The sequence below is a fragment of the Candidatus Vicinibacter affinis genome (genome assembly GCA_016714365.1).
GTDB classification, from domain to species: Bacteria; Bacteroidota; Bacteroidia; order Chitinophagales; family Saprospiraceae; genus Vicinibacter; species Vicinibacter affinis.
The window spans coordinates 2913982-2931376 of sequence record JADJNH010000005.1 but is presented as its reverse complement, the minus strand read 5'-3'; the positions used below and the strand labels follow the sequence as shown (position 1 = coordinate 2931376).

Here is a 17395-nt window from a genome sequence, read left to right as displayed (position 1 = left end):
CAAATTTTGAACTTCACTTAAATTTAATAGGGATCTACATCAATAATTACTCTTACAGAGCTCCAGCTATCCTCCGATTTTAACTTTTGGGTATATTCTTTTACCAATTTTTTTCCCTTTTGTATAATTTCATTTTTCCGCTCTAGCTTAAGATATATTTCTCTTGCATAGGATCCCTTGATCCGGGCCACATTGGGTTCACTTGGTCCTAAAACTCTTTTTCCTAAAAATTTAGTCAAGCGGTTTACCAACCAAATGGCTGCCTGATCTGCAATATCTGGCTTTTTATGTCTTAATTCTATTCTTATCAAACGAACAAAAGGGGGAAAATTAAATCTCTTTCGTTCCAATAGTTCTCGCTCAATAAAATTAGTGAAATCATGGTTCATCACATCCTGAATTACTGGATGCATAGTAGCATAGGCTTGTATGATGACCTGACCTAAATCTTCTCTTCTCCCGGATCTTCCGCTGACCTGTGTCATGAGTTGAAAGGCCCTCTCCTGTGAACGAAAATCAGGATAGTGCAATATTTGATCTGCCTGGAGAATAGCGACCAATCCAACATGGTCAAAGTCTAATCCTTTTGTGATCATTTGAGTCCCAACCAAAATATCAATTTCTTTTTCTTGAAAAGACTCCAATATCTCTGTTTGGATAGTTTTACTTCGGGCAATTTCTTGGTCAAATCTTTTAATGGCTAATTCAGGAAAATGTTCTTTTAGTTCTTCTTCTATTTTTTCCGTTCCAAATCCCATAAATTTCAGAGTGTGCTGTTCGCAGCGAGGACATTTGGTAGGAATATTTTTTTTTGAACCACAAATATGGCATTTTAATTTCTGCTGATATTTATGAAGGGTAAGGTGGATGTCACATTGATCACAAAATGCTTCCCAATTGCAATTTCCACATTGTAGCAACGGACTGTAACCACGTCTGTTTCTAAAAATGAGAACTTGTTTTTTATGATCTATCTGGGATTTAATAGCTTCTAAGAGTTCATCTGTGAAGTGACCCTTTAATTTTCCGAATTGGCTTGCTTCTTTTAGTGAAACCAATTTTATTTCTGGTAACTGACTTTCGCCATATCTTTGATCCAAGACAACTGATCCAAATCTCTCACTGATTGCATTTGAATAAGATTCAAGAGATGGAGTGGCAGAACCTAATATAATTTTGGCGTTATGATCCTGCGCTAGAATTAGTGCGCAATCTCTAGCATTGTATCTTGGAGACGGGTCATTTTGCTTGTATGATGGATCGTGTTCCTCATCCACAATAATCAATCCAAGTTTTTGATAGGGTAGGAATAAGGACGATCTTGCTCCAACAATTAATGGATGATTTGATTTACATGCTTCCCAAACCGCCATGCGATCTTTTTGAGAAAGTCCTGAGTGATATTCGATTAATTGCGTTCCAAAAAATTTTTTAATCCTTTGTACCAATTGAGAGGTTAAGGCAATTTCTGGTACCAAATACAATACTTGTTTGCCAAGGAGTATATTTTCCTTGATCAATTCCATATAAATTTGCGTCTTGCCACTGCCTGTAATTCCCCTAAGCAAAACAGCAGATTTTTCTGTCCAAATATTTTTTATTTCATCTAGGCAAGTCTGTTGTAATCCAGTAAGTTTAAACTGGATAACAGAATTATTGGAATCAGGGTAAGAATATTTTTCTAAGTCTAGGATTTCGAAAATTCCTTTTTGTAATAGAGAATTTGAAACAGCAGTAGTACATCCGCTAATGTTGAGAAGTTCTTTAAGTTTGATCCAACCTTTATCTCTCCTTTCATTAAGATAGCACATTACCAAACGACTTTGATTTTGGGATTTTTGAATAGAAATTAGAGACTTGTTCATCTCTTCATTATCTTGAGTAAGCTTGGGATTCAATCGAACCCATTTTATTTTTGGTATTTTTTCCTGATCAGATAGTCGTTCTGTAACCAAAATTAGCCCATCGTCAATTAATTTTTTAATGATATTAAGTATGGATTTTTTTTGAAGTATATTTCTTATATCAAGCACACTTAATTCATTTCTTATATCCAATGCTTCAAGAATAAGATATTCATCATTACTTAAATTGTAATCTAAATAATTTAGGTTTTCCTTTTTTAAGAACAGTGTTTCACTGGCAAGTCGATACGCAGTTGGAAGTGCAGCACTCATTACATCCCCAATGCTACACAAATAATATTCACTGATCCACAACCAGAATTCCAATTGAATTTTATCCACTATGGGCTCTTCGTCTAATACATCCAAAATTGGCTTCGGGTTTGGCCAATTTGACTCAATAGGTAGACTTTTGACAATTCCGGCATAATGCTTTCGTTTGCCAAATTCAACCTCAACCCTCTTTCCGATAGAAATTCGACTGATCAATTCCTCCGGCACTACATAGGTGAAGCAACCCTCGGCAGCCAGTGGCACAATAACTTCTGCATAGAAAATTTCCATTTACCTAAAGGGTTATTTCTTGAAAGCAAAATAGACTGCAGCAATGATACAAATAAAACTAATCATATAATTTTTAGTGAAGGTCTCTGTCTTAAAGAATAATAAGGCAAACAAAACAAAAACACTTAAGGTGATGATTTCCTGGATTATTTTTAATTGAAACAATGAAAATGGTCCACCATTACCATCATATCCAATTTTATTAGCAGGTACTTGAAGGCAATACTCAAAAAAGGCAATCCCCCAGGAAAACAGAATCAGACCTGAGAGACCCCATTTTTGTAAAGTTGTTACATCATTTAGTCTCAAATGGCCATACCAGGCTAAGGTCATAAAGACATTGGCCATGGCCAGAAGTAAAATGGTATATAATGATTTCATTTAATCTATAATTAGTTCAAAATTAATACTTAGTGTTTAATTTGTATAAAATAAGATCTCTTCATTTAATTTTATGGTTGTTTTATGTGAATAATATTTAATTTTATAGTCAGTCACTATAATGGCTGAGCAAAAGGAATGTTATTCTCATTTTTTTATTATTCAATATTTTCCATTTTTTTAACCTCACAAGGGCAATTTTTAATTCCGGAGATTTGCGATAATGCTTTGGATGATGATGGAGATGGGCTTATAGACTTAAACGATCCGGATTGCAAGTGTTATGGTATTGTGGATACTATTTTTATACCTTCCTCATTGATTCCCAATCCTTCCTTTGAAGATTATATTAATTGTCCAGATACAGTCGCGCAGTTAGACCGTTGCCGCTCATGGATTCAGGCTTCTTCCGCGACTTCTGATTATTACCATACATGTGGATTTACCTCTGATGTGGTGCGTGGAAAGCCACCACAGCCTCTTCCTGCAGGAAACGGGTATGTTGGTTTTCTCGACATTCAGGACTTTGCCGGACGGGGACGGTATAAAGAATATGTTGGTGCGTGTCTAACCACTCCGATGTTACCCGGTAAAGAGTATACCTTAAGTTTTTGGATTGGTTTTGGAACTCCGGGAACGCAAGCTCTAGGAAATGTTTTTGTAGGTCCCAGGAGAACTTTTAATATGGGCATTTTTGCAAGCAGTGACTGCACGAATTTACCATTTGGCGGCCCCTTTGGAAATTGGCTCTGTCCAACTGCATATCCGGGTTGGTTTGAAATGACCAGAGTTAGCCTCACCGGAAGAAATGCATGGATCAAAACTACCGTTAAATTGAGGCCAAGTGTTAAAGTCGAAACTCTTGTACTTGGACCAGCTTGCGCAGCAACTGATGGAACCTATTATTATTGGTTAGATGAGTTGATTTTGGAGGAATCCACCAAATTTGATTCACTGTATTTTGCAATTAGCGGGAATCCATGTTCTGATACCGTGATATTAAAATCCAATAGCGTTAAATTGCCAAAAATTACGCACCAATGGTATAAGGACGGGGTAGCAATTCCAGGTGCCAATGAAGTTGATTTAGCTATCCCCAAAGGAGAAGAAGGTAGGTATCTGTTGAGGGCTTTTGACGGTAAAGATTGTGAACTCAGTAATTATTATGATTATGAAGTGGACACGTCCTTTACCTTTCTTGACTCAACGATTTGTGCGGGTAATTCTGTGAAGGTTGCAGCTTATGAGTTTGATACTAATGGAGTTTATAAGGTTGTACTCCCTAATTATAGGGGTTGTGACAGCATCATAGAATTAAACCTTAAAGTAAATAATACAGCTTATGGTAAATTAGATACTGCTATTTGCATAGGTAGTTATTTGGAAATTCAAGGAGAAAGATACGATCAATCAGGGTCATATGGAATACCATTAATCTCACATAATTTATGTGACAGTGTACTTGTTCTGAACTTGAAGGTCGTTAATCAATTTAATGCAACATTGGATACTTTAATTTGTGAAGGGGAAGGTGTATTGATTGATGGAGTAAATTATAATAAAGAAGGCAACTACCAGATAAAACTTTTGTCCGTCAGTGGATGTGATAGTCTAATAGATCTAAACATTAGAATTAAGACACTCAAATTTACAAATGTAAATTACCAGATTTGTTCAGGAGATTCACTGACTGTAAATAATGAAGTAATAAAAATGACCGGACTCTATCAGTATGTTTTTGATTCATATTTAGGGTGCGACAGTATAGTCAATATTTCCGTCGTCGTGAATTCCAATAGTTATTGGAAGATTGACACCAACTTGTGTTCAGGAGAATTAATCAGAATTGGAGGAATCGATTATGGTTCTGGAGGAAATTATTTAATTCATTTAAGAAATAGTAAAGAATGTGATAGTTTGATTGAATTGAATTTAACCGTCCGACCTATGGAAACTATTAATTTGGATACTGGAATCTGTGAAGGAAGTTTTCTTGCGATTGGAAATAAAAATTTTAGTCAGCCTGGGATTTATAGAATTAATTTATTTAATCAATTTGGTTGCGACAGTACTATTAATCTTAACTTGACTCTATTTAGTAAGACAGTATCTGATTTTGAAAAAAATATATGCAGAGGGGAAACTCTTAGTATCTGGTCCCGTCAATTCTTCTTACCTGGAATCTATCAGATTAAATTAACAAATTCTTTGGGTTGTGACAGTTTGATAAATTTTACATTATATGAAGCATACCCAATAAATGTACATATAGATACGGTCATTTGTTATGGTACAGGATTAAAAATCGGCAATCAGTATTTTGATAAAAGTGAATCCTATTATTATCAGGGCAAAAGTTACCGAGGTTGCGATTCAACTTTTAGTTTGAAATTGGAAGTATTAAACAAAATTAGCATTCTTGATTCCTTGCACAATAATTTATGCCAGGGAGATTCAAGTGGAAGAATTTTGTTGACTGTAGCTGGAGGAAAACCACCTTATAATTATTACTGGAATGATGGAAGCAAAATAAGTGATAGACAGGCCCTCAAAGCCGGTCAATACAAGGTGACAATCACGGATGCGGTTGGTTGTGAAATATTGAAGGAAATTGAATTGCGCGATCCTGAATGCTTTTGTTTTAATATTTCCACGGAAGATGGCAATTGCGAAAATTTCTCAAAGGGTAACTTGTCAATTGTGAAGCTAGGCGGTGGAAAAGAACCGTTGAATTATTTTCTCAATTCAGAGCCAAGTAATCTCCTTAATAATAGAATTATTGATCTTAAATCCGGGTCATATCAATTAGACATTGTGGATGCTAATGGGTGTAGCTTTAGTAAAGATTTTAAGATCGACTACGATAATAATAGCCGAAAGAAATTTCCAGAAGACAGTGTATGGGTTTTTGTTGGGGATAGTATATTTCCCGAATTTTATTATCTGGATACCAACGGAATTGATTTCCAATGGAGTGGAAATGGATTAATGCACTGTAGAGACTGTAAGAGAACCTCTTTAATAGCACAACCTGGTATAAATGAGTATCATGTCGTAGCTGTGGATGAAAATGGTTGTGAATACGAATACAGTCTGATAGTTTCGGCTAAGCAAAATTTCTTTGTCCCTAATGTATTTAGTCCAAATGGTGATCTTCAAAACGACTATTTTAATCTGTACAGTGACCCAAGTATCGAATTGATAGACCTATTACAAATATATGACCGATGGGGTGGGAGGATTTTTGAAAGTCGAGGAGGACATCCTAATAGTCCAAATGGTGCGTGGTTCGGAGAATCCCAGGAATTACCTGTTAATCCGGGAGTTTATGTCTATTTGTTGAAATTCAGAGATAAGACTGGGAAGGTATATTTGTTGTCTGGAGATGTCACGCTTGTCAGATAATCTGATTGTTTTCTGATAAATCCAAAATCATAATTTTCTGCCAAATTTTGTTGGAAAGGTTTTGTGTTATATTTTCAACATCGTTTACACTGTTAAGAATTCGTTCATCTTCCATGTATTGAGCATAAATAACAGATAATTTCCCAACCAAAGCCAAAATTTCAGAACAATAATCCAGATACCTGACCATTTCAAATTTTGTAAAACTTCTTTCGGGAGAAGAGCTTGTCTTATTGACATTTAAGAGTACAGAAGGATCCTTTGTAAGTTGGTGCATGTCCACAACATGAGCTAAACTTCTGAATTGATGAAGAGATTTGAGTGCGAGATTTCGTTTGAATTTAGCCTCGAGACTAAATAAAAAATACGATATAATTCCAATTAATATTAATTCGTTGGTGCCACTTTCCACTCCTTGCATCAATTCCGTAATATTCTCTATCCCTAAAGTAAAATTGTTGATGATTAATAGCATCCCATAAGAAAGAAGAGTAAGGAAAAAGATTAAACACAAATAAGAACTTATCCGCAACCACCAGATAGGTCTTTTGATTTCCCTTATCTGGTTTTCAGTTTGACGAGATATTGTGAGCAATTCTTGAGAAATTCTAAACAAACCCGAATCAGGAAAACGGTCACCAATCCTAAGACTCAATTTGTGAGCTGTGGCTTCAATTTTGTGAAGGTCTAATTTGGTAAAACTCATTCCAACATCCTGTTGAAATTTTGGAAAAAGTTTATGGAACATGTAGGTGCTAAATTTATAGATGGATCACTTCTCCATACGCTGCAGCGGCGGCTTCCATAACAGCTTCTGACATGGTAGGGTGGGGATGAATTGATTTAATAATTTCATGCCCGGTGGTCTCTAGCTTTCTGGCAACTACTACCTCGGCGATCATTTCAGTAACATTCATTCCTATCATGTGTGCCCCTAGAAATTCCCCATACTTTTTGTCAAAAATTACTTTTACGAAACCATCCTTAGCACCTGCTGCACTGGCCTTACCTGAGGCAGAAAAAGGGAATTTGCCAATTCTAATTTCATACCCTGCCGCAAGGGCAGTAGCTTCTGTGTGGCCAACAGATGCAATTTCAGGAGAACAGTAGGTGCATCCAGGAATGTTGTTATAGTCAATAGGCTCAGGGTGGTGTCCACAAATGGCTTCGACACATGTGATGCCTTCTGCGCTGGCAACATGCGCAAGCGCAGGACCAGGGACAATATCCCCTATGGCATAGATCCCTGGAACATTTGTGCGATAGAAAGCATCTACTTTAACCATTCCCTTTTCAATCAAAACACCAGCTTCCTCCAATCCAATGTTTTCTATGTTGGGAGTAACTCCAGCCGCAGACAACACGATGTCACAATCAAGAATTTGCTCTTTCCCGTCCTTCCGATCTTTTGCGTAAACGCTAACACCTGCCTTGTTTTTTTCAATTTTTTCAACAGAAGTATTGGCTAAAACCTGAATCCCTTTCTTCTTAAATATTTTGCCAAGTTCCTTGCTGATATCTGCATCCTCTCGAGGAACCAGCCCCTGTTCCATAAATTCAACGATGGTCACATCTGTTCCTAGGCTTTTATAGAAATAAGCAAATTCTACCCCTATTGCACCAGCCCCAACTACAACCATTTTTTTAGGTAAAGAATCTAGACTCATGGCTTTCCGATATTCAATTACATGAGTGCCATCAATTGGAAGGTTTGGCAATTGTTTTGCACGTCCTCCAGTCGCCAAAATGATGTGATCAGCGGAGTAAGAAGTAATTTTACCGGTCTCGTCTTTTACTTCTACCTCTTTATTTTTAGTGAGTTTGGCATTTCCCATGATGACCGTAATCTTATTTTTTTTCATCAGAAATTGAATACCCTTACTCATACCTTCAGCAACTCCTCTACTTCGCTTAACGATTTGGCCAAAATCTGCTGTTGCCTCGGCGATTTTAATTCCATAATCGGAAGCATGATTGATGTATTCAAACACTTGAGCAGATTTTAAAAGCGCTTTAGTAGGAATACAACCCCAGTTTAGACAAATTCCACCAAGCGACTCGCGTTCCACAATTCCAACATTTTTTCCCAATTGTGCAGCCCTTATTGCAGCAACATATCCTCCTGGTCCTGAGCCAATTACCAATACATCAAATTTCATGATTTTTCTTTAATTTCTGCAAAGATAGCAGTTTCAAATTGGATTTTTTAAAGGATAATATACGGGCATTTAATACGTTATTGGAAGAATGAAATTATTGACTTTAATCCTGTGTTTAGCTTTTTCATTTTTTGAGTGGTTTATTCTCCGAGATACAAATGCAGGCTACCAAGTAAAGCTGCCATCCACACCAAAAATATCAAAAGACAGCTTAGAAACGGATCTGGGTTTGATTTATTTGGATTCCTATATGGTATCAGAGGGCGAGGACAATCAATCCATAATTTACCTGGTAAATCATACACAATATCCCTCAGATATTGACTTCAATGATGAAAGTGATTCAAGTTCATTTTTTATCTGCCAGACGATAGAAGATCAGTTGACAGAACAACTCCATGGAGAGAAAGTCTATAGTAGTGCTTCTCAAATGGGGGGAGTACCTTCAAGAATTTTTCTAATCCGCTATGGTGAAGACAGCTCAGTTGTAAAAATGGCGGTTATTCCATTCAAAAACCATCTAGTTAGTCTCCAATATTTTTCAAACTACCATCAAAGGCTCAGTAATGATGCCGAACGCTTTTTTAATTCATTCAGTTTACTTTGATAAGTGCGAAGTGCGCAAATATTTTGCCCTTTCTTCAAAATCCAATTGGTCTATTTTCATATTGATGCCTGCTAATTTATGCATCATATCTTCACCATGAGGACTCACCTTTTTAGTCCTGAGGTCAATGTGAAGAAATCGGGTCCACATCAGTGATTTAATTTCGGTTAATTCATCATCCCACATTTGATATTCATTCAGTACCGTTTTTTGATCATAATAAATCATGGCAGAACGAATTTTGACAAACTCATTCCTTTTGGCTTCTCTAAAATAGGAAATTTGATGACCCACTACTACCCATGCTAATCCCTTAACATTGGCGTATTCCTCGAGGTTTAGGTCGTAATAATCTATCACATGGTCTTCACGTGCCTCCAACATGTATTCAAGGAAGCGCGTATTGTACAAATGACCTAGTGGATCACAATCTTTGAAGCGCACGCGTACGCGACTTTCCGGATGGAGTAATTGCATTTATTGATGATTTTATCGGTTAGATTTTCTGGTGGAAACGCGGAAAGATAACCTCAATTCTTCTACTTTTTCAAGAAGCCAAGGTTTTCCAACCGTACTTTCATTAAGGATATCATTTTTTAATTTTTCCAGTTTTATTTCATTGTTTAAGTTGGTATCAATCAATTTTTTAGTAAACTTAACTAAATTCAAATAAGACAATTTTCGACTTTGATTTAAACTCTTGTCCCTGCTCAAAAAATTTTTAAAACTTTCTAAAAAGGATGTTAATACTTGAATCTCATCTAACTCAAAATATGTGGAAATCATAATAGCTTTTGAATCCAAACCATAAAATAACTCTTCATATTCGACTTTTTGCAATAATGGAATAACCTTATTGAAATCTTTTTTATGATAATATAAAAGGGCCATGTTGTAATTGACCGAATTCTCCTTGTACAGCGGGTTGAGTCTCTCTGAATAATCTTGTATAAATTGTTCCGTCCAATCAAATTCTTTTAATCGTAATGTAAGCGTTATGATGTTTTTAAATGTCCATGGTGAAATTTCATTATTTACAAAAATGATTTCCTTCTCCAATGATTTTTTATACAATGCAAATAACTCAATTTGAAAATCTACACTTTTGTTTAAATTTCGAATGTTATAATTGATGGCTGATTCAATAATTTCTTTTGCTTCGTCTAATGGAAACAGATCAAGATGGTTTTCAATCAATTCTTTAAGTTCCCAGTAATTGTTGATATTATCATTGTCAATAAAAGTGTCGTATATTTTTAAGTATATGGCAATGGGGGGAATTTCCTTAAATTCATCTTTTCTGGCAATTTCAATTATTTCATTTATAAACAAAAGTTTGGAATCAAGAGCTGAAATTCTGTTCCAGCTTAACAAACTACAATAGTATTTAAGTTTCTCGGAAATGTAAAAGTAATCGAGATTGTTTACTATATCTGCAAGATTTATTTTACTGATGGTTCCTTTATGCACCCTGGTGGTTTCCAGATTATTTAGTTTGTATAGATTTTTTTCAATTTCATAGAGGTAATAGTAATGTGAAGAACCCTTATTTAATTGTTTTTTTGCCAGAGAAATGGCTTTGGTTTGAGAGCTGTTGAATAATTTTTCTATTTGTTTTTGATGAACAGCTTGTAATAAGTAATTGGCTTGATGTACCGGGTTTTCGTCGTAAACTTGTTGGGCAAGGAATGCTTCTCCTAAATCCAAAAGTTCAGAGCAATGCTTCCTGAATTTTTCATCCTGATAGTTTTCATTCGGATATATAAGCTCCCAGATTTCCTTTTTACTTAAATCACCAACGGCACCTTCACGAATGAAAGCCTCCACCCTGTAATAGATTTTCAATAATTTTTCATTTCGATTAAAATAGGGAGACTCTAAATAACGTGTCAATCGATTTAGCTGGACAGCAGTCAAACTGCTTAAGAAAAGATAAATTTTTGTTTCCTTCATGTTGGGGGAGGAGAAGACAAATTTAGGAAAAAAAGCCTACTTCAAGCCATATACACTTTCCACCAAAATTATTATACCACACGTGGGTAGATGCTATTTCGCCTTAAATTCGTTAAAAACGATCAAATAGTTAGCAAAATCCAACAGATCAATTCAAATTGTGAAAAGTATAATATTCAGTGATTATCTGGGATTTTCCATAATTGCTCCAGGCATATTATTTATTCAACTTATATAAAGTAGGACTTTGAAAAGAAATTAAATTCTTAGTTGCGTACCAAAATATTTTGGATAGACCGACTTTGAATATTTCAGTTATTGTGTCGATAGTCCAAATTGAGTTTGAAATGACTTTAGGATACTCAGCGAAAGTGTTCAGGTAATTAATTGAAAGATAAAGAATTAACTTTTTTTGTTTTACATTTTAATAGTTTTACCCATGAACTTTTTTCAACTTTAAATAATGATCGATTATATATAAACATTGTGTTTAAATATATTGAAAATCAATGGAATGGACAGTCTATTTAAACCTTAAGTGTAATTTTTTTTAATTAAAATTTATATGTTTATGCATTAAATTATAATCATATATATAAAATATTAATAAACAAGATTATAAGATTACAATATTTATTTAATACTTAAAATGTTAATAATTAGTTTGTTGAAACCATAAATTGCATGGATCTTGATGAGATTTGTTATTTAAACGGTAAATTGACCGGAAAAGGCGTAAGATATTGGAAACTATATATTAAGAATATATACAATATTTAATTATCTGTTTATCAATTTAAAAGATAATATATTGAAAATTATTGTTATATTAAATAAAAAAATATGAATATAATATTTGGAAATATGAAATCCTGAGTTAAATTTGCACTCAAACAATTAGTTCATGCCAAAAGCCTTGCCTATTGTATTTGCACTGTTCTTTTCAGCGGGGCAATTGCTATTGGGTCAAGGCGTGTACAAGCACATCAAAGAACTTAAAAATTCAGATCATTCAGAAATTATTTCTTGGTGTTATTTACCTTCTGTATTGGATTCCTCAGCACATGGGCAGCTGAGTTTGATTAAGATAGGTTCTTCTTACGAAGTGTTTTATGATCCTGAATTGAATTTTATCGGCAATGATACGGTGGTGATTGAGTATTCAGATGGTCCTGGACAAGGGGCTAAGAAGCAGTGGAAATCATACATTTATACCTACGTAAACTCTTATCTTGAGGTCAGGCCTGATTTTTATACAGTTTATAAGAATCAGTCCAATATTGACATTCAGCCAATGGGGAATGATTCTACCAGCATACCGGGAAATAACAGAATTGTGGTGTCAGGAATTTCGAGTACTAAATTTTTGACTTCCTGTACTCAACTGAATGATTCAGTGATTCGGTTTACACCTACAGCAGATTATACCGGCCCCGCTACAATAGTTCATAAAGTATGCGATACTTTTGGCTTATGTGAAAGCAATACGATATTCATATCCGTCATTGATACCAATCAATTGCCAGTTATAGATACGCTTTCATTGGGAACACCTGAAGATCAGGCTGTACAGAAGTCTTTGCCAAAAGACGGTTTTAGTATAAATCAAAACCCGAAAAATGGGTCTGTTAAAATTGATGGGGCATCCTTCATTTATAAGCCTTTTAATAATTTCAATGGAAAGGATACCTTTAATTTAATAAATGGGAATCTCAGCCGTAAAGTATTTATGCGTGTATACCCAATGGCTGAGCCCAATAGTATACTTGTTCCGGATGTTGTTTATACCCCAGTAAACAAAGAGATTACATTTAATGTCGCCTTAAACGATGTGCAGAGCATTGTCTCTAAATTTTCAATTCTTAAAGATAAAGACCCTACGAGAGGAACCTTGACCAAATTGGATAATATAGGTAATTTCAAATACATTCCTGAAACAGATTATAAAGGTGTTCAAAGCTTTACCTACAAGGTTTGCCCTCAAAGCTGTGAGACTGCTGAAGTGCGCCTTTTTATAGGTGATTATGAGCCTCAGACTTTAAATACCTATCAGATCGCTACTCCACGAAACACGCCTATATTGTTGAATTACCAGGTTCCAGTAAACGCCTATAATTTTTCTTCCAGTTCAGATTCAGTTAAATTTTATCCGGGATGGGATACTGTCAGCATAAACTATAACAATAGTTGTCAAAGTCTGGTAATTGGTTATAACAGTCTCATTTATTACCCAAAACTGAATGACGTATCTCCTGATAATTTTACAATAGATTATTGTATTAATGGTACCAATCGATGTGTAACGGCGGATTTTGATGTGGATGTTTATTACGAGGCGAAAAATTGTCCTAAACAGTGTGTTGGTGATTGTGTGTGGCCTGGTGATGTGGATCAAAGCGGATGTGTTGATATGAAGGATTTACTGCACATCGGTTATGAATTGGGTCAATCTGGTCCGGTAAGGTCCTATCAGGGTTCCACTTTTCGTTCCTACAGTGGTAATAATTGGGGCAAGGAACTTGTAGGACGGTCCATTGACATCAAAAATGCCGACACCAATGGTGATGGTAAAGTTTCAGCTTCGGATACTGTGGCTATATCAAGTTCTTATCATAAGACCCACTCATTAATCTCTAAAGAAGTCTTTTCTAAAGGTGATTTTCCTTTTCTATTAGAAAATCTTACCGGTCAGGTAGATTCTGGAGATTGGATGATGATTGAAGTTCAATTGGGTGAAGATGCAAACCCCGCAATAAACTTAGCTGGTTATTCCTATGTGTTAAACTACAATAAAGATGTGGTAAACGAATCATCTTTATATGTTGACTTTTACAATGATGGATGGTTTGCTTCTTCCTGTAACACGCTCAATATGTTTAAAAAGCCTTTTGATGGCAGGCTTGAAAGTGGATTTGTTAGGGCAAATGGTAAAAAAGTCAGTGGGCATGGTGGAACGGAAGTTCTTGTTTTTATTGTGGAAGACAATATTGATCCCTTCCGTGATGATGATGGAATTATTGAAGTTCCTTTCTACTTCCAGGAAATTATCATTCAGGATGGAGAAGGAAATTTGAAGCAATTAGAGGATAGAACCCTGGTTCTTAAAATTGACAAAAGAAAAAATAAAGAAGTTGTATTGGATCCAGCCCAGTTACTGGTATTTCCAAATCCCGCTTCTGACCATCTTATTATGCATCTCAATGGAAAGAATGGCATGGTTTCTTACAGCGTAATTAGTATGGATGGAAAGGAAATGTTCAAAAAATCTGCAATTGACCCTAAGCACGAGTTGATTGATTTGTCAGGGTTGGCAAATGGTTTGTATTTAATTAAAACTGAAACATTACTTGGGCCAATTACTAAAAAAATACTTGTTCAAAATTAAAATTTGCTGAGGCTAACTAGTTGTACTAAATAATATAAAATATAGAAGTTAAAGAATTAATCCCTGTTTTATTATAACCCGTTTTATTCTGATTAATGTTAGATAAATGAGCCGCGTAAAGCGGCTTATTTATTTTTATTGTGTGGGAAATGAGATGGTAATTATACACAGTACTGGTCATTGCATTTTAAGTGGAGTTTTAAGGATGTGGATACTTTTTTAAGAATAATTAATTTGTAATCGGAAGCTACATTGCATTTTTTTAACTACGCACAAAGGGAGAGTTAAATATTTATAGATGGTTACAAATATTAAATTCTCTATATCTAAATATTGACTCATAGGTCTTAAGCCATACATAAATCTAATTTTTAAAAGATCAGCGTGGTATTATAAATCAGGATTTATTTTTTAACACAAAATCTAATACCCCATTATCTATAAATGTAAAAGAAGGAGTGTATTTAATTTTCTTAATATTTGCGTGATATACAATAGGAATCAAATATCCCTATATTAAATCTTGTTTGACAGCAAGTACAGCAATAATAATCATTTAAAATGCAATTTTGAAACCAGGAAGATTTTTTTGTCGTGCAGGCTGCTGAGAATTCAAAAGACCTTAATAATAATGGTTAACTCGTCATTCTAAAACACTCAAATAATGGGGATTACCCAATAATTTCTGCAAGAATATCCAGATTTCCTTCTACTTTTTGGTTTATATCAACTAAGATTTTGGAATTCAGAGGTAAGTACAAATCAACTCTTGATCCAAATTTTATAAATCCCATATCTCCCCCTTGTTCTGCCTGATCTCCTTCTTTCGCATAGTTGCATATTCTTTTAGCCAAGGCTCCTGCAATTTGCCTCATTAGGATTTCTGTACCATCTGCTCGTTTAATTACTACGGTGGTCCTTTCATTCTCAGTAGATGACTTAGGATGCCATGCTACAAGGTACTTTCCTTTATGATATTTTGAATAACTCACAACACCTCCAATAGGATAGCGATTGACATGGACATTCAAAGGGTTCATAAATACAGAAATCTGTTTTCGTTGATCTTTAAAATATTCTCCTTCAAAAGTCTCTTCAATCACAACTACTTTCCCGTCAGCAGGGGCATAAACAAGCGCATTGTTTTTTACTTTAATAATCCGTTCAGGGTTTCTGAAGAAATTGACAATAAGTAAAAATAAAATCCCAAATACAATGGCTACCGGCCACAACAAAATACTGGAAAAATAATTGAGGCAAAAGATTAATACAATATAAAAAATGAGTGTGCCAATAATCCAATTAAATCCTTCCTTATGAATGTACATGATATTTATTTTAAATGAGTAAGCAAACCTACAAGAAATATCCCAGTTGGAATGATGAAAAAGAAACTGTCAAAGCGATCCATAAATCCACCATGCCCTGGTAAAATATTGCCGCTGTCTTTTATTCCTACAGCGCGTTTAAGTGAAGACTCGAATAAGTCTCCAAAAGAACCCGTTACGCAAATCAAAACACCCAATAATATGATTTTCCAAAATTCAAAACCTGAATGAAACAGGAAATGATTGCATAAAAATGCAGCCAGTACACAACCAATCAATCCACCGGCAGATCCTTCCCAGGTTTTATTTGGTGAAATGGAAGGCGCTAAAGGTGTTTTGCCAAAAATCTTTCCCGTGAAATAAGCAAAAGTATCATTACTCCAGTTCATAATGATGAATCCAAGAATCCAATATTTAGAATTGTTATAATCCTTACTTAAATACAACATTGCAGCAATTAAGGGTAATACCACATACATAAAACCACTTGAGGGTGTTGTCCAAGATAAGGATGATTCTTTTTTCCAGAAGACCAAATAAAGAATTAGGAAAATATAGAAAATTGAAATTCCGGAAATCCAAAAAGCAAAATATCCTAATTCCGGAATCATGGTTAAAAAAAATGCAATTCCACAAAATATAGACAATGAGAAAATTAGCAAGCTTGTTTTTATAGGATTTGAACTTTTATTAAAGTGGAGGTTCCATTCACGTAAGCTAAAAAAAAGTATTATCAGCAGTAAAATAGCTGCACTCCAAAAGTTATATAGCAAAGAGGAAATAACTAAAACTCCAAATATTAATCCGGTAATACTTCTTTTAAGCATAGGTGTTTTGGTTTTGTGATTGGATCATTCGAGATCCAATAAATGTTGCAAGAATAGCTGAACCAATACCATAGATCCAAATCATAATTCCCGAACCTGAAGGCTTGTCCAATTGGTCTATTGCCTCCGGCCCAAGAAAATAGACCGTCATAACCTGGCTTGAATTAAATATAAAGTGTAGGAGCATTGGGTATAATAAATGACCGGTAATCCGATAAACGAAGCCAAGAATTGCTCCCAATAAGAATCGGGGTAAAAATCCTTCAAATTGTAAGTGAATGGCTGAAAAAATCAATGCGCTGAGTAAAATATGTACCCAGGAACTAGGGAATATTCTTCTAAGCTGGGATTGGATAATTCCTCTGAAGATCCACTCCTCTCCAATTGCCGGAACAACACCAATTACAATGATTGCTACCAGTAGATCAGACATTGAATTCATTGAAAGCATTCTTTTTATCAAATCACTTAATTTGTCTTCTGTCTGGCTCATCCAATCCGGTAATGGAATAAGTTGATTTAGATGCGCTGATAAGGTTACTAATGGAATGCAAGCAAAGAAAAAAAATAAACTCAACCATAGATTTGCAATCGTTGGAGAAGATGGGCTGAGTGAATGGCCTACCTCTCTTTTCCATAAACTTAAGGCAAGTGCTGGTAGTATAAGAGCAAATACATGACTCAGCATTTGGAGAATTAGCAGATCTTTCCCCTGATAACTGTCAATTATAATTTGAGGATTTTCAGTCAAAGTCTCGTAAGATTGCCCTTTTATAAGTTCAAGTACCAGTAATAAGAATTGAAATAACATGAATCCCAGAAAAACAAGGACCAAAAGGCTAAGAAGATTTTTAAATGTATTTTTATGCAAAGAATCCATTT

The 17395-nt window shown here is 35.0% G+C and carries 12 protein-coding genes; 3 read left to right on the top strand and 9 right to left on the bottom strand.

Annotation, left to right across the window (positions count from 1 at the left end):
* Positions 1–23 precede the first annotated feature (23 nt).
* Both priA and IPJ53_11600 read right to left on the bottom strand, forming a co-directional pair.
* Entirely contained in the window at positions 24–2468 is a 2445-nt protein-coding gene (priA, locus tag IPJ53_11605; protein ID MBK7799749.1) for a primosomal protein N', read from the bottom strand.
* A 12-nt stretch (positions 2469–2480) separates the two neighbouring features.
* Positions 2481–2849, bottom strand: coding sequence for a DMT family protein (locus IPJ53_11600; GenBank protein ID MBK7799748.1), 369 nt, complete (start codon positions 2847–2849; stop codon positions 2481–2483).
* 138 nt (positions 2850–2987) lie between these two features.
* On the opposite strand from IPJ53_11600, the gene IPJ53_11595 reads away from it, so the two are divergent.
* On the top strand, positions 2988–6254 hold the full coding sequence (locus IPJ53_11595; protein MBK7799747.1) for a gliding motility-associated C-terminal domain-containing protein: 3267 nt from the start codon (positions 2988–2990) through the stop codon (positions 6252–6254).
* Here the strand turns inward: IPJ53_11595 and IPJ53_11590 are convergent.
* On the bottom strand, positions 6247–7002 hold the full coding sequence (locus IPJ53_11590) for a hypothetical protein (GenBank protein ID MBK7799746.1): 756 nt from the start codon (positions 7000–7002) through the stop codon (positions 6247–6249). The two genes, IPJ53_11595 and IPJ53_11590, sit on opposite strands and share 8 nt — an antisense overlap.
* A 13-nt stretch (positions 7003–7015) precedes the next feature.
* Complete coding sequence (gene lpdA / locus IPJ53_11585) at positions 7016–8413, bottom strand: dihydrolipoyl dehydrogenase (GenBank protein MBK7799745.1); 1398 nt, start codon at positions 8411–8413, stop codon at positions 7016–7018.
* 88 nt (positions 8414–8501) lie between these two features.
* On the opposite strand from lpdA, the gene IPJ53_11580 reads away from it, so the two are divergent.
* Positions 8502–9020, top strand: a complete 519-nt coding sequence (locus IPJ53_11580; protein ID MBK7799744.1) for a hypothetical protein — start codon at positions 8502–8504, stop codon at positions 9018–9020.
* Here the strand turns inward: IPJ53_11580 and IPJ53_11575 are convergent.
* Both IPJ53_11575 and IPJ53_11570 read right to left on the bottom strand, forming a co-directional pair.
* Positions 9012–9497 (bottom strand): acyl-CoA thioesterase, encoded by a 486-nt coding sequence (locus IPJ53_11575; GenBank protein ID MBK7799743.1) that lies wholly within the window; start codon positions 9495–9497, stop codon positions 9012–9014. The genes IPJ53_11580 and IPJ53_11575 overlap by 9 nt on opposite strands.
* Positions 9498–9509: 12 nt before the next feature.
* Entirely contained in the window at positions 9510–10973 is a 1464-nt protein-coding gene (locus IPJ53_11570) for a hypothetical protein (protein ID MBK7799742.1), read from the bottom strand.
* Positions 10974–11877: 904 nt separating this feature from the next.
* On the opposite strand from IPJ53_11570, the gene IPJ53_11565 reads away from it, so the two are divergent.
* A complete protein-coding gene (locus IPJ53_11565) occupies positions 11878–14358 on the top strand; it encodes a T9SS type A sorting domain-containing protein (GenBank protein ID MBK7799741.1) in 2481 nt (826 codons plus the stop codon).
* A gap of 671 nt (positions 14359–15029) precedes the next feature.
* Here the strand turns inward: IPJ53_11565 and IPJ53_11560 are convergent.
* From IPJ53_11560 to IPJ53_11550, 3 genes are read right to left on the bottom strand one after another with little or no spacing between them, the layout of a single operon-like run.
* The gene (locus IPJ53_11560) at positions 15030–15686 is read right to left on the bottom strand and encodes a phosphatidylserine decarboxylase family protein (protein ID MBK7799740.1); all 657 of its coding nucleotides are present in this window, start codon (positions 15684–15686) and stop codon (positions 15030–15032) included.
* Between the two features lie 5 nt (positions 15687–15691).
* A complete protein-coding gene (locus IPJ53_11555) occupies positions 15692–16513 on the bottom strand; it encodes a phosphatidate cytidylyltransferase (GenBank protein ID MBK7799739.1) in 822 nt (273 codons plus the stop codon).
* Positions 16506–17393, bottom strand: a complete 888-nt coding sequence (locus IPJ53_11550; protein MBK7799738.1) for a CPBP family intramembrane metalloprotease — start codon at positions 17391–17393, stop codon at positions 16506–16508. Before IPJ53_11550 ends, IPJ53_11555 begins: the two co-directional genes overlap by 8 nt.
* Positions 17394–17395: the final 2 nt, after the last annotated feature.